Genomic DNA, 13,629 nt, shown 5'->3' with positions numbered 1-13,629 from the left:
TTGTTAAACTCCGCGCACTTTGTCCTTGCGTGGATATGCCCCAGATGCCAACCGTTCGCCCGCTTTCCCTCGCCCTGGCCCTGGGCCTGGTGACCGTCCTGTCCTCGACCGATGCCGAGGCCGCACGCAAGAGGTCTTCGGCCCGGGCACCGGCAGTCAGCGCAGCCTGTACCGACTTCTACGAAACCAGCAACGCCGACTGGCTCAAGGCCAACCCGGTGCCGCAGGTTGGCGCCACCACCACGCTGGGGCAGCTGGCCAACAACACCCGCAACCAGCAGCTGCAGCTGCTGGACCGCGCCATGAATGCCCCGCAGGGCAACGTGCAGAAGCTGCTGGGCGACTTCTGGGCCAGCGGCCTGGACGAAGCGGCGGTGGAAGCCGATGGCTCCAAGCCGATCGCGCCGCTGCTGACCCGCATCAATGCGATCCGCAAGGCCAAGGACATCCCGGCCTCGATCGCCGCCCTGCACCAGGTCGGCATCCCGGTGGCCTTCAACTTCGCCCCGGACGTGGACCTGAAGGCACTGGACCGCCACATCGGCTACTTCATGCAGGGCGGCATGGGCCTGCCCGACCCCGCCTTCTACACCCGCACCGACGCCGACACCGTGGCGCTGATGGGCCGCTACCGCGGCTACGTGAAGCAGGTACTGGCCCTGACCGGCACCCCGGCCAACAAGCTCGACGCCGAGTCGGCGCTGGTCATCCAGCTGGAAACCGAGCTGGCGCGCAGCGCGCAGTCGGTGGCCGACATCAACAACCCGTTCAACAACTATGCGCCGGTTGCCACCCGCGACCTCAACAGCCGCTACCGCAACCTGCAGCTGGACGCCTTCCTGAAGGCCCAGGGCGTCAACGACGACCTGGTCTCGCTGGCCGATGCGGCGCTGTTCCAGCAGCTCAACGGCATGATCACCCGGCTGCCGGCCGAGCAGTGGAAGGCCTACCTGCGCTGGCGCGTGGGTGATGCGATGGCCCCGTACCTGTCCAAGGCCTACCGCGATGCCGAATTCGAATTCCGTGGCCGCGTGCTGCGTGGCCTGACCATCGCCCCGGCCCGCAACGAAGCCGTACTCGATGCCATCAACGTCGCCGCTGGCCCGATGCTCGGCCACGAGTACGCCAGCACCTACATCAGCCGCGACGTCCGCCGCCAGGCCGGCGTGATGGTCGACCAGGTCCGCGAGGCGCAGATCGCCGCGGTCAAGCGCAGCACCTGGCTCAGCGCCGAAGCCAAGACCGAGGCCGAAGCCAAGCTGGCGGCGATGAAGATCGAGATCGGCACGCCGCTGCGCGACCTGGACTACACCGTGCAGCCGATGGGCCGTGGCAGCTTCGGCGGCAACATGCTGATCGCCTCGACCTGGCGCCACGCGCAGGAAATGAAGCGTATCGGCAAGGGCAACGCCGACCGTCGCTGGGACGTGTTGCCGCAGCAGCCGGCCATCGCCTATGACATCGCGCAGAACCGCCTGATCGTCACCGCCGCCGCGCTGCAAGGCCCGATCTTCGCCGAGGCTGCCACCCCCGCCGAGAAGTTCGGCGCCTTCGGTGGCCTGGTCGCGCATGAGGTCAGCCGTGCCATCGACGCCAAGGGCGCGATGATCGACGCCAAGGGCGAACTGCGCAGCTGGTGGACGCCGGCCGACAAGAGCGCCTGGACCCTGCTGGGCAACCGCGTCGCCGCCCAGTACGGCGGCTACGCCTTCCCGGGCGTGAAGGACGCCAAGGTCAACGGCGAGCTCACCCGCGACGAGAACCTGGCCGACATCTCCGGCGTGGAAATCGCCTGGGAAGCGTTCAGCACCTCGCCGCAGGGTACGGCGGCATCGGCTGCCGACAAGCAGGCATTCTTCAAGGGCTGGGCTGGCCTGTGGGCGCAGCAGCTGTCGCCGAACGAAGCCGTGCAGCGCCTGGCCTCGGACGTGCGTGCTCCGGGCCGCTGGCGCACCAACGCCCCGCTGTCCAACCTGCCGGCCTTTGGCGCGAGCTTCAGCTGCAAGCCGGGCCAGCCGATGCAGCGCACCGACGCCGAGCAGATCCGCATCTGGCGTTGATGCGGGGGTGAGGGGCACGAAAAAGGCGCGGATTCCGCGCCTTTTTCTTTGCCTGCACGGCGCAGCCATACTCTGGCCTTGCCCTGCCGAGCCTGGCTCGGCACTACCGGTTGCATCACCGCCGGGGGTGGCCCGGCACGGTCACTTCACGCTGCGCAGGTGCGGCCCACGCTTGTTCTTGTTGTTGAACGGCGGCTGCCCGCGCCAGTAGCGGATCAGCAGCCAACCGAACAGCATGCCGCCCAGGTGGGCGAAATGGGCCACGCCCGGCTGCCAGCCGGTGAAGCCCAGAAGCAGTTCGAGGGCACCAAACACGATCACGAAGGTACGCGCCTTCATCGGGATCGGCGGGAACAGCAGCACCACCCGTTGGTTCGGGAACAGCATGCCGAACGCCAACAGCAACCCAAACACGCCACCGGATGCACCCAGCACCGGGTTGAACTCGCCGAACAAGGCGGCCACCACGATCTGGCAGATGCCCGCGCCCACCACGCAGACCAGGTAGTAGGTCAGGAAGCGCTTCTCACCCCAGGTCATTTCCAGCGGCGCGCCAAACATGAACAACGCCAGCATGTTGAAGAACACATGCCCGAAGCCGCCGTGCAGGAACCCATAGGTCAGCAACTGCCAGGGCTCGAAGCCCGGCGAATCCATGAACACTTCCTGCGATCCCAGCGGCCACAACATCAGCTGGTTGAAGATGCCGGCGGTCTGCGGCAGCTGCTGCAGCAGGAACAGGGCGACGTTGGCGATCAGCAGCGTCTGGGTGATCTTGGGCAAGCGCGGGAACATGGGGACATCCTGGGAAACTGCCGCCATGATAGCCGCAGCATCAGCCCGGTCCCCAGATCGCCTCGTCCATCGTGCGCGCGGGTTTGCTGCGCTTCACCCGGCCATTCTCGACCACCACGCCCTCGGCGCGCAGGCGCTGGCTCTGCTCGCGCCAGCCGCGTGACCCCTCGGGCATGGCGATGCGCCCATCCGAGCGCAGCACGCGGTGCCAGGGCAGGTCCGGGTCGTCATTGCCGCCCAGCAAGCGTGCCACCAACCGGGCCCGGCCCGGCAGGCCGGCCTTGGCCGCGACCTCGCCATAGCCCAGCACGTGGCCGCGCGGGATGGCGCGGATGACCTGCAGGATGCGGCCGTGCCCCGCCGCCGGATCCGGCGGCGTGCTCAGCGCCTCTTCGCCGCGCCGCCGCCCACCAGCAACACGCCCAGCAGCACCAGCACGGTGCCGGCGCTCTGCCACAGGCCCATCGGTTCGTCGAGCAGCCATACACTCAGCACAATGGTGGAAACCGGGCCCAGCATACTCACCTGCGCCGCCAGCGACGAGCCGATCCGCTTGACCCCGATCATGATCGCCAGCACCGGCAACACCGTGCACACGGTGCCGTTGATCAACGACAGGCCGTAGACCGGCCGGGCCTGGCTCCACAGGCCGCTCCAGGGCTGCAACAACAGGTACTGGCCGATGCACAGCACGCACGCCACCATGCTTGCGTAAGCGGTCAGGCGCACCGCACCGATCCGCGCCACCGCCTGGCCACTACCGAACAGATACACCGCGTAGCTCAAGGCACTGGCAAACACCAGCGCCGAGCCGATCAGGGTGCGTTGGCCCTCCAACTGGATGTCATGCCCGAAGGCCAGCAGCACGCCGAGGTAGCTGACCAGCAATGCCGCCACCTGGGTGCGGGTGGGCTTGTGCTTGAGTACCACCAGCGCGATCAACACCACCAGGGTCGGGCTGAGGTACAGGATCAGCCGTTCCAGCGTCGCGCTGATGTACTGCAGGCCAAGGAAGTCCAGGTAGCTGGACAGGTAATAGCCGCTGAAGCCCAACAGCACCACCCGTCCCCTGTCGCCCCAGGACAAGGGTTGCGCGCGCCGGGCCGCCCAGAGGCCCATGAAGATGAAGAACGGGAAGGCGATCAGCATGCGCAGCGCCAGCAGCGTGGTGGCATCGGCACCGTGGCGGTAGGCCAGCTTGACGATCACCGCCTTGCCCGAGGCGGCGATGGCACCCGTGCCCGCAAGCAACAGGCCGCTGATCAGCAGGCGGCGGGAACGGGTGGGCAGCGCCGAGGCGCCGGTTGAAGCATTCATGGAGGAAGCGGGAACTGCAGGGGACGCCCATTATGCGGAGCCGGTGATGCGATGCGGGGAAGCTCCCCTCCCCAACCCTCCCCTTCGCTACGCGAAAGGGAGGGGGCAGAAGCAGAAGCAACGGCTACGGCTACGGCAGGCTGCCGTCCGGCACTGTCCGTTCAACGCATCAACACCACTTCCTCGGCCGAGGTCGGGTGGATCGCCACCGTGTCTTCCATCTGCCGGCGGGTCACGCCGGCCTTCAAGGCCACCGCGAAGCCTTGCAGGATCTCGTCGGCGCCTTCGCCGAGCAGGTGGATGCCGACCACCTTCTCGTCCTCGCCGGCGCAGACCATCTTGAACACCGTGCGCACCTCCCCGTCGCCCAGCGACTGCAGCATCGGGCGGAAGCGGCTGTGGTAGGTGGTCACCTTGTCGAAGCGACGGCGCGCCTCCTCCTCGCTCAGGCCCACGGTGCCGAACGGCGGATGCGCGAACACCACGCTGGGCACGTTCTCGTAGTCCAGTCGTGCCTGCGGCTGCCCGCCGTACAGGCGGTCCATCAACCGTCGTGCGGCGGCGATGGCCACCGGCGTCAGGGTCACCTTGCCGGTCACGTCGCCCACCGCCAGCACGCTGGGTACCGAGGTGTTCTGGAAGGCATCCACCACGATGGCGCCCTTGTCATCCAGCACCACGCCCGCCTGCTCCAGGCCCAGCCCCTGCGTATTCGGCGCGCGTCCGGTGGCGAACAGCACGGTGTCGAACAACGCGTGCTCCGGACCGTTCTCCAGTGTCGCGTGAATGCGCCCCTGCTGGCGCTGCAGGGCCTCGATCTGGCAACCGAAATGCAGGCCCACGCCCTGCAGGCGCAGGTTCTCGGCCAATTGGTCGGACAGCTCGGCGTCGAAGTGGCCCAGCAGGCGCTGGCCACGCACCAGCAGCGCGACCTCGCTGCCCAGCGCGCGCAGCACGCCGGCCAGTTCCACCGCGATGTAGCCACCGCCGATGATCGCCACCCGGTCCGGTCGCGCATGCAAGGCGAAGAAATCATCCGACACGCCTCCCAGCTCGGCACCCGGCATCGATGGCTTGACCGGATGCGCGCCGGTGGCGATGACGATGTGCCCGGCATGCAGCAGGCTGCCGTCCTCGCATTCCACCGTGTGCGCATCGACCAGACGACCACGCTGGCCGATACGCTCCACGCCGGTCTCGTCCAGGCGTCGCTGGTAGCTGGCGTGGATGTTGGCGATGTAGCGCTGCCGCCGCGCGACCAGCGTTTCCCAGTCCAGCGCCGGCGTGGCCGGCACGTCGAAGCCCAGTTGCGCGGCCAGGGCGAAGCGGTCGGCCAGGTCCGCCGCCAGCCACATCGCCTTCTTGGGCACGCAGCCCACGTTCACGCAGGTGCCGCCCAGCGGCGCGGGTTCAAGCATCGCCACCCTGGCCCCATGGCCGGCGGCGCGGAACGACGCTGCCAGTCCCCCGGAACCACCGCCCAGTACCACCACATCGTATGACGCTGCACTCATTGGAAACGCTCCGTGCGACAAGGCGTGGGATCAATGGAGGGCGTTTGCCCGGTAATCAAGTCGGCCATCAATTGTCCACTTCGGCTGCTCATGCTGATGCCGAGCATGCCATGACCGGCGGCGCACCGATGGCCAGGACACCACCATGGCAGGCGCCCACCCGCCCATCCCCGCGTCAGCCCCGTGCATCACGGCGCATGGGCGGCACTTGCAGGTACGTGGCCGCGCGCCACAGCCATTCCACCGGACCGAAGCGGAAGCGCTGCAGCCACCAGCCACTGACCACCACCTGCACCAGGAACAACACCAGCGCGAACAGCAACTGCCATGCCCGCCCCATCTGCTCGAACCTGCCCAGCCCATACCCGTAGAACACCAGCGTGCAGACCAGCGACTGCACGAGGTAGTTGCTCAAGGCCATCCGGCCCGCCGGTGCCAGCCACTGCAGGTGGGCACTCCAGCGCACGCCCCAGGCCAGGTAGCCCAGGCACATCAGCAGGCCGGCCAGCGCGGTCAACGCGTAGGCGGTGGCGGTCTGCATGTCGAAGCGTCCCGGCGCGATGTTGGCCAGCAGCCGCACGCTGAGCAGCATCACCAGCAGACCGGCCGGCCATGCCACCCAACGCAGTCGCGCGAACAGGCGCCGGTACTGCTGCGGCTGCGCGATCGCCCCGCTGCGTGCGAACCAGGCGCCGATCAGGAACATGCCCAGCACCTGCGGGCCGACAATCAGCAGCGCACCCAGCGAGCTGCGCAGATCCGCCAGCCGCTGCGCCACTGCCTGCAGGTAGGTGCCGTGCCCGTAGGCCTGCCGCTGCGCGGCGATGTCCACCAGCGCGGACGCCGCCTGCCCGGCCTGCGCATCGGCCGGCATCATCGCTATCAGCATGCCCAGCAACAGCATCAGCGCCGCCGCGCCCAGGTAGGCCGCCGCACCCAGTGCCGGCAGCCAGTTGCGGGGCGCCTCGCGGAAGGCCAGCAGCACGAAGGACAGCAGCGCGTAGGTGGTCAGGATGTCGCCGGACCACAGCAGCACGGCGTGCAACAGGCCGATGCCCAGCAGGGCCAGGCTGCGGCGCAGGTAGAAGCGGGTGAAGTCGCGCCCGGCCACTTCGGCGCGCTGCGCCATCACCGCGAAGCCGGCACCGAACAGCAACGAGAACAGGGTGAAGAACTTGCCCTGCACGAAGATATAGACGAAGCCATCGGCCCAGCGGTCGATCCCCTGCCAGTGCGGGTCGATGCCGGTGAAGGACAGGTCCAGCGGCCCACTGAAAGCCTCCATGTTCATCAGCAGGATGCCCAGCAGCGCCAGGCCGCGCAGGACGTCCAGGGTGGCGATGCGCTCGCTGGCGGCGATGGGCTGGAAAACAGTGCTGGACAAGGCCCGGGTTCCTCTCGGCAAGGCGCGATTAGAACATGCGCCACGACCGGCGCGGACGCCGGTTCCGGCAGCCCCGCGAACGAAAACGGCCCGCGCGGGGCGGGCCGTTGTCTGCAACATCGCCGGTGCGGCGGATCAGTGCTGGTGACCGCCGTCGCCGTGCACGTGGCCGTGCTGCACTTCTTCCTCGCTGGCCTCGCGGACTTCAACGATTTCCACGTCGAAGTGCAGGTCCTTGCCGGCCATCGGGTGGTTCAGGTCGACGTCGACCACGGTCATGCCGACCTTCTCGACGGTGACGGCGCGCGGGCCGAAGTTGGTCTGCAGGATCACCTGCGTGCCCGGCACCAGGCGGGTGTTGCCGAAATGCTTCTTCGGCACGCGCTGGGTCAGGCCCTCGCGGCGCTCGCCGTAGGCATCGGCCGACTTCACGTCCACGCCGAAGCTCTCGCCGGCTTCCTTGTCCATCATCGCCGCTTCCAGGCCCGGGATGATGTTGCCGTGGCCGATCAGGATGGCCAGCGGATCACGGTCCTTGGAGCTTTCGATCGGCTCCTGGCCGACTTCGGAAACGGTGTAATGGAAACGGACGACGCGGTCTTTTTCGATCTTCATGCCTAACTCTGTCTATATGGCTGCCGGTGGCAGACGGTAGGACGGCTTGTCGGCCGCCGGGTGCGCCGCCATGATGACGGCTGTCCAAGGTGGCGCATTATCCGGGCTCCATGCATATCACGCCAGTTTTCCGCTCCCGTACGTGGCAATTGACCGCCGCGATCCTGGCCACGGCCCTGCTCGCTGCCTGCGGGCACAGCCCGAAGAAGCCGGCCCCGCCGCCGGCCAGCAGCCACCACTACCCGCCGGTGGCCCCTTCCGACCCGGTCGCGGCCGCCTCGGTGATGATGCGGGCCTTGGGGCTGGTCGGCACGCCCTACCGCTACGGCGGCAACACCCCCGAATCGGGTTTTGACTGCAGCGGGCTGGTCACCTATGTCTACCGGGACATGCTCGCCCTGAACCTGCCGCGCACCTCGCGGGAGCTGGCCGCCATCCAGGGGCCGAAGATCGCCCCGGACCGCCTGGCCTCCGGCGACCTGGTCTTTTTCGGCAACAAGGGCAATGTCTGGCACGTCGGCATCTATGTCGGCGAAGGCCGCTTCGTGCATGCGCCGAGCACCGGCGGCACCGTCCGTCTGGACCAGCTGGACGGCCCCTACTGGCGTGACCATTACACTGGCGCCAAGCGGGTATTGCGGTAAAGCGTGACATCCATCGGTATAAATAACGAATATTTAACGAAATTTGTACCTATCCTCACGCTTGGCAGGGCACTATCCCCCATCGAATTTTTCTGTGACTGCCGCGTGACGACTGAAAACACGTCCCAACCGGAACAGCCCAAGAGCATTCCCACCTCCTTCCGTCGCCTGCTTTGCGGTGCCGCACTGGCCTTGGTCAGCCTGCCGGCCTTCGCACAGAACGCCCCGGCCGACGCCGCCAAACCGGCACCGGCCCGCGCCGAAGCCCAGCGCAGCAAGGCCGACGCCGCCGCTACCGCCACCCTGGCCGCCCTGCTGCCACACCTGGCCGCCAGCGACACGATTCCGCTGATGGACCGCTCGGCGATGTTCGCCGGTGATCTCAGCCGCCTGATTTCCGCCTATGACGCCTCCAAGGGTGTCGCCGCCGCCACTGACGCGGCGCTGGCCAATGATTCCGATGGCAAGGTGCAGTCGCTGCTGCGCCGTGCGATGACCCTGCTCGGCACCCCGTACCGTTGGGGCGGCACCTCGCCCGACGCCGGCTTCGACTGCAGCGGCCTGGTCGGCTACGTGTTCCGCACCGCGCTGGGCATCGAGCTGCCGCGCGTCTCCCGCGAGATGGCCAGCCAGGCCAACGCCGAACTGATCAACGACCGCGCTGCCCTGGTGGCCGGCGACCTGGTGTTCTTCGGCCGCCGCGGCCGCGTCGACCACGTCGGCATCTACGTCGGTGATGGCCGTTTCCTGCATGCACCGAGCACCGGCAAGGATGTCCGCACCGACACCCTGCTGAGCGGTTACTGGGGCGACAAGTTCATGCAGGCACGTCGCGTGGCGCTGTAAGCGCCCCCGGCCTTGTCCTGCGAAAGCCGCGGCCTCCGGGTCGCGGCTTTTTTCATGCCAGGCGCAGCCGATACCCGCCTGCCGGAACATGAATGGGGAAACCCGCCAAGCGTGACCCAATTCACGATTGCACCCGTCTGAATCCCGGGTATAAGGTGGCGCCGAATGGAGAGGTGACCAGGCATGGCTGCAGCACCTGACACGGGCAAGCGTTGTGTTATCTGGTTCGGCAATCCGGGGGCGAGAGAAAAGGTGATGCTGGCTGCGGATGGCTGGCAGGTGCGCGCGGTACTCCCTCAACAGCCTGCCGAGATCGGCATGCGTGATGGCGACGTGGTGGTCGGCCTGATCGATTTCCGCACCAGTTCGGACAGCGAGCTGGAGCGCATCGGCAGGCTCACCGCCGAGCATCGTCACATGCCGCTGTTCGCCCTCACCCCGGCCGACGACGGCCACGTGCTGCACCCGCTGCTTTCCAGCTGCCAGCGCCAGTTCCCGCACCCCCCCGACCTGAAGGACCTGCTGCGCCAGCTGCAGCTGGTGGGCGAGGACTCACCTGCCCCGGTGGTCGATGACGTGATGGCCACGCTGCTCGGCGAGAGCGACGTGATGCTGGCCATGCGCGCCACCCTGCGCAAACTCGCACCGGTCGACCTGCCGGTGCTGATCACCGGTGAAACCGGCACCGGCAAGGAAGTCGCGGCGCACGCGCTGCATCGTCTTTCACCGCGCGGCAGCCGGCCCTTCCAGGCGGTCAACTGCGGCGCGATCCCCTCCACGCTGCTCCAGTCGGAACTGTTCGGCCATGAACGCGGCGCCTTCACCGGCGCCACCAGCCGCCGCCAGGGCCTGTTCGAGACCGCGCATACCGGCACGGTGTTCCTCGATGAAATCGGCGACCTGCCGCTGGATGCGCAGACCAGCCTGCTGCGCGTGCTGCAGGAAGGCACCATCGAACGGGTCGGCAGCAACCAGCCCATCACCGTGGACGTGCGTATCCTGGCCGCCACCCACGTTGACCTGGAACGGGCGGTGGAAGAAGGCCGCTTCCGCCGCGACCTATATTACCGCCTCAACGTGCTGCGGCTGTCGATGCCGCCGCTGCGCCACCGGCAGGGCGACATCGACCTGCTTTCGCGCCATTTCCTCAACAGCTTCCGCACCCGCCATCGGATCCGGGCGCGTGGTTACACCACCCAGGCGCGGCAGGCGATGGAGCGTTTCGATTGGCCGGGCAATGTGCGCGAGCTGCTCAACCGGGTGCAGCGCGCCGCGATCACCGCCGACGGCGAACTGATCACCAGCGCCGACCTGGAGCTGGCAGGTGACGGAACCCCCGATGCCGCGCGGCTTGGCAACGCACGCAGCCACGCCGAGCGCGAGACCCTGCTGTCATGCCTGCAGCAGAGCCGGTTCAACGTCAGCGCCTGCGCACGCTTGATGAAGGTCTCGCGGGTGACGGTGTACCGCCTGTGCCGCAAGCACCAGTTGACGCTGGAAACCCTGCGTTGAGCCCGCGCAGGGCGCAGCCGTGCTCTGCTGTCGCCCTGCCGCTGAAGCCTGTGCCGAGCGTGGCTCGGCACTATCGCAGGCCATGATCCCGCTCACAGCATGTACGGCAACTTGAACGACAGGCTGAAGTCCGGTGCGTCCGGCGTCAGGCCCACGCCGAGCATGCTGACGAAGGTCGCCTTGTTGGTCAGCGCGTAGGTCACGCCCAGGTTCAAGGTGCCGGCGTTGGCATCACTGCCGATCACCTTCACCCATTGGCCGTTCTTGTAGCGGGTGGAAGCGCGCGCACTGAGCTTGTCGCTGAAGGAAATGCTCAGGCTGGTGCGCTCGTTGAAGGCGAACGCCACGCCGGCACCGAAGTAATACGAATCACCCAGCCGGACCTCGCCGGGATTGATCGTGTCCGGGTTGGAGTCCAGGTCGTCGAAGCTGCGCTTGAACGAACGGATGTAGCCGATGTTCGCGAACAGGATCGCCGGATCGGCCGTCTTCACCGCCGACAGACCGATGTTGGCCTGCCACACGCCATTGCCGGTGGGCTGCCGGCTGGGCACCGCGAAGCGGATGAAATCATCGTCGTCGCGCTCGATGACCTTCCAGTCCAACCCATAGGGCTCGCGTCCGGTCGGGGCGGTCACGCCACCGGTCAACACCGTCTCCGGCCGCCAGCCACGCTCGCCGAACAGCTTGTAGTTGGCGGTGAAGCTGACATCGCCGATGCCGTTGCCGTTGGTTTCCTCCTGCGCGATGCCGGCCGCCGAACCACCCGCGCCGCCCTTCTGGTAGACGGTCTTGCGCGCCAGGTAGGGCACGTCCAGGTTGAGGGTCAGGCGCGGATTGACGCCCCAGCGCGCGGCGAAGTTGTAGGTCGCCGTATCCGATTCCACGTTCTCGATGGCGATGTTGCCCAGGAAGATCGCATCCAGCGCCAGGAACCCATTGAGGGTGAGCTGCTTGCGGTCATAGCGCGCGTAGCTGATGCTGTTTTCCAACGTCAGCCTGCGGTTGAACAACGCCGATTGCTGCTGCTTGACGTCATCCACGCTGCGCCGCGCGGCCTCCTTGGCCTGCTGGGCCTCGGCGGCGGTGCTGGCATAGCCCTCGCCGGTGGGCGCTGTTGCCGCCGCCGGGGGTGCCGGTTCGTCCTGGGCGGCCTGTGCCACGGCAGGCGGCGGTGTCGGCAGGGCCTGCGCGGTCTTGCCGCTCACCCGCGCCTGGATCGCCTGCACCTGCATGTCCAGTTCCCGCAACCTGCGTACTTCCTGCGCGTAGCTGGCCTTGAGTGATTCCAGCTGCGCCGCCAGGGCCCTCACGTCTTCTTCGTCATTGCCGGTACCTGTCTGCTGTGCCGCCACCTTGGGCGAAACCACGGCAAGACTCACCAGCGCCGCCATCGCCAGTCGATTCATTGTCCTGATCCTCGTTGTTGCCTGGAAGGATGCCCGTGCCATGCACGGACCTATTGGCCACCGATCCCGCCCACTCCCCGGTTGAGCGTGATGGCCTGTGCCACGTTCTGGGCCAGCGGCAGGTTGCCTGCCACCGATTGCCGGACCAGATCGATCTGCAGGCGATTGGCCGCCTGCTGCCCGTCGGCCATCAGCTGGATGCTCTGCCCGACACCTCCATTGCGCAGCCACTGCTGCACTGCCCCCTGCCCGTCGATGCTCAACCGCAACGTGGCCGCATTGCCGTCGAAGCTGGCCACGGCGCTGGCATCGCCCGAGCGCACGGTCGACGCCCCGCTCGCTGCGCCACCATCGCCGCCCGGCACCACGCCGTCGTTGCGTACGTTCAGGTGGATCGCGTTGCTGGCACGGTTGCCGTCGCCGGCCACCTGCACGCTCTGCACCAGCCCGCCGACATTGGCCAGGCCGCTGCCGTCGATGCTGCGACCGGCCGAGGCTGGCAGCGGCGCATTGGCCGCGGTGATGTTCACGCTGGGCGTGAAGCTGACCTTCGGCGTGCGGCCCTTGCTGAAATCCATGCCCAGCGTCAGCGCGCCCTGCAGCGACTGTCCCCCGGCCGTCTGCCAGGTGGAGATCATGGTCACGCCGAACCAGGCCACCTCGTTGCCGCCGACGGTGTACCGGCCGCGCATCAGGTTCAGCTCCGGATCGGGGATCTCGTGCAATCCCTTGCCGGTGGTGCCCCTGCCCTCTTCGGCCAGCGCCGGCAGCGCGAAACCCAGCGCCAGTGCCAGCAGACCGCATGCATGCATCTTCATCTGGATACTCCTTCAGAACAGGTCGGCATGGGTGAAGCCGAAGTCGACCAGCTCCGCATCGGTAATGGGGCCCCGTCCCTGTCGCGCGGCAAGCGCGCGGGCACTGGGCCGTTCACTGGGTTGCAGCAGCACCGTGTTGCGATCGAAGTCACTCCCGATCACCACGAATACGGCACGGGAGGGCCAGGCACGGACGAACTCGTCCAGCGGAATGGCCCGGTTGCCGAGGATCGGGTCGCCGATCTCGGCCACGTCATCGCGGACCTGCTTGAGCACGACGAAGTGGCGGAAGCCGCGCACGTCCATCAGTACCAGGCCGGGAACCCGCAGGCTCTTGAGCCGCTCCTCGTCGACGCGGTAGCCACGTCCACGCATGCCAAGCGACTCGACGTAACGCTTGATGTCCAGCAGCGAAAACCCACGCTGACGGACAAGTTCAGGATCAGCCACGCCCATCATCCCTTCGATCACCGTCGCCTCGTCCGTGTTGAGGTGGTAGGCATGCTTGAGGATCGTGGCCAGCGCGGCCGCGCCGCAGCTGTAGTCGGTGTGCTGGCGCACCAGGTTGCGGAAGCGCCGTTCGCGCATGCTCTCGACCTGCCCGGTGTACATCGCACCGTTGGGCAACACGCTGCTGAAGGCGACATCGCCTGCCCGCGCCACTCCCGGCACGGTCAGCAGCACACACAGCAACACGAGCATCTTGCCGAACATG

Annotated in this window: 12 protein-coding genes and 2 pseudogenes; 4 read left to right on the top strand and 10 right to left on the bottom strand. The window is 67.5% G+C overall.

The features are described from left to right. Nucleotides 1–44 precede the first annotated feature (44 nt). On the top strand, nucleotides 45–2,060 hold the full coding sequence (locus AC06FE_RS10910; protein ID WP_478073035.1) for a M13 family metallopeptidase: 2,016 nt from the start codon (nucleotides 45–47) through the stop codon (nucleotides 2,058–2,060). Between the two features lie 141 nt (nucleotides 2,061–2,201). Here AC06FE_RS10910 and AC06FE_RS10905 read toward each other — a convergent pair whose 3' ends face one another. The 7 genes and pseudogenes from AC06FE_RS10905 to AC06FE_RS10875 all read right to left on the bottom strand — a co-directional run bounded on the left by AC06FE_RS10905 (nucleotide 2,202) and on the right by AC06FE_RS10875 (nucleotide 7,685). Next, nucleotides 2,202–2,855 (bottom strand): rhomboid family intramembrane serine protease, encoded by a 654-nt coding sequence (locus AC06FE_RS10905; RefSeq protein ID WP_132864388.1) that lies wholly within the window; start codon nucleotides 2,853–2,855, stop codon nucleotides 2,202–2,204. Nucleotides 2,856–2,895: 40 nt separating this feature from the next. Continuing rightward, a complete protein-coding gene (locus tag AC06FE_RS10900) occupies nucleotides 2,896–3,240 on the bottom strand; it encodes an MGMT family protein (RefSeq protein ID WP_478073086.1) in 345 nt (114 codons plus the stop codon). After that, nucleotides 3,237–4,172, bottom strand: coding sequence for a DMT family transporter (locus AC06FE_RS10895; protein ID WP_478073034.1), 936 nt, complete (start codon nucleotides 4,170–4,172; stop codon nucleotides 3,237–3,239). Before AC06FE_RS10895 ends, AC06FE_RS10900 begins: the two co-directional genes overlap by 4 nt. A gap of 161 nt (nucleotides 4,173–4,333) precedes the next feature. Next, nucleotides 4,334–5,686: a glutathione-disulfide reductase gene (gene gorA, locus AC06FE_RS10890; RefSeq protein WP_478073033.1), complete on the bottom strand. Its 1,353-nt coding sequence runs from the start codon at nucleotides 5,684–5,686 to the stop codon at nucleotides 4,334–4,336. Then, nucleotides 5,683–5,853, bottom strand: a pseudogene (locus AC06FE_RS10885) (amino acid dehydrogenase); the annotation flags it as partial. The gene gorA and the pseudogene AC06FE_RS10885, both read right to left, overlap by 4 nt. A gap of 8 nt (nucleotides 5,854–5,861) precedes the next feature. Next, entirely contained in the window at nucleotides 5,862–7,070 is a 1,209-nt protein-coding gene (locus AC06FE_RS10880) for a DUF418 domain-containing protein (protein WP_478073032.1), read from the bottom strand. 135 nt (nucleotides 7,071–7,205) lie between these two features. Further along, nucleotides 7,206–7,685 (bottom strand): FKBP-type peptidyl-prolyl cis-trans isomerase, encoded by a 480-nt coding sequence (locus tag AC06FE_RS10875; RefSeq protein WP_132864393.1) that lies wholly within the window; start codon nucleotides 7,683–7,685, stop codon nucleotides 7,206–7,208. Between the two features lie 46 nt (nucleotides 7,686–7,731). Between AC06FE_RS10875 and AC06FE_RS10870 the strand changes: the two are divergent. From AC06FE_RS10870 to AC06FE_RS10860, 3 genes and pseudogenes are all read left to right on the top strand, one after another. Continuing rightward, a pseudogene (locus AC06FE_RS10870) lies at nucleotides 7,732–8,329 on the top strand (C40 family peptidase). Nucleotides 8,330–8,434: 105 nt separating this feature from the next. Continuing rightward, the gene (locus AC06FE_RS10865; RefSeq protein WP_478073031.1) at nucleotides 8,435–9,175 is read left to right on the top strand and encodes a C40 family peptidase; all 741 of its coding nucleotides are present in this window, start codon (nucleotides 8,435–8,437) and stop codon (nucleotides 9,173–9,175) included. Between the two features lie 183 nt (nucleotides 9,176–9,358). Further along, entirely contained in the window at nucleotides 9,359–10,687 is a 1,329-nt protein-coding gene (locus AC06FE_RS10860; protein ID WP_446541113.1) for a sigma-54 interaction domain-containing protein, read from the top strand. 92 nt (nucleotides 10,688–10,779) lie between these two features. Here AC06FE_RS10860 and AC06FE_RS10855 read toward each other — a convergent pair whose 3' ends face one another. From AC06FE_RS10855 to AC06FE_RS10845, 3 genes are read right to left on the bottom strand one after another with little or no spacing between them, the layout of a single operon-like run. Next, nucleotides 10,780–12,096, bottom strand: coding sequence for a transporter family protein (locus AC06FE_RS10855; protein WP_192286232.1), 1,317 nt, complete (start codon nucleotides 12,094–12,096; stop codon nucleotides 10,780–10,782). Nucleotides 12,097–12,146: 50 nt separating this feature from the next. Further along, nucleotides 12,147–12,914 (bottom strand): hypothetical protein, encoded by a 768-nt coding sequence (locus tag AC06FE_RS10850; protein ID WP_192286233.1) that lies wholly within the window; start codon nucleotides 12,912–12,914, stop codon nucleotides 12,147–12,149. Between the two features lie 12 nt (nucleotides 12,915–12,926). Continuing rightward, nucleotides 12,927–13,628: a C39 family peptidase gene (locus AC06FE_RS10845; RefSeq protein ID WP_192286234.1), complete on the bottom strand. Its 702-nt coding sequence runs from the start codon at nucleotides 13,626–13,628 to the stop codon at nucleotides 12,927–12,929. Nucleotide 13,629: the final 1 nt, after the last annotated feature.

Source organism: Stenotrophomonas sp. Steno-C18, from assembly GCF_056393195.1.
This window is presented reverse-complemented; position numbering and strand designations above follow the sequence as displayed.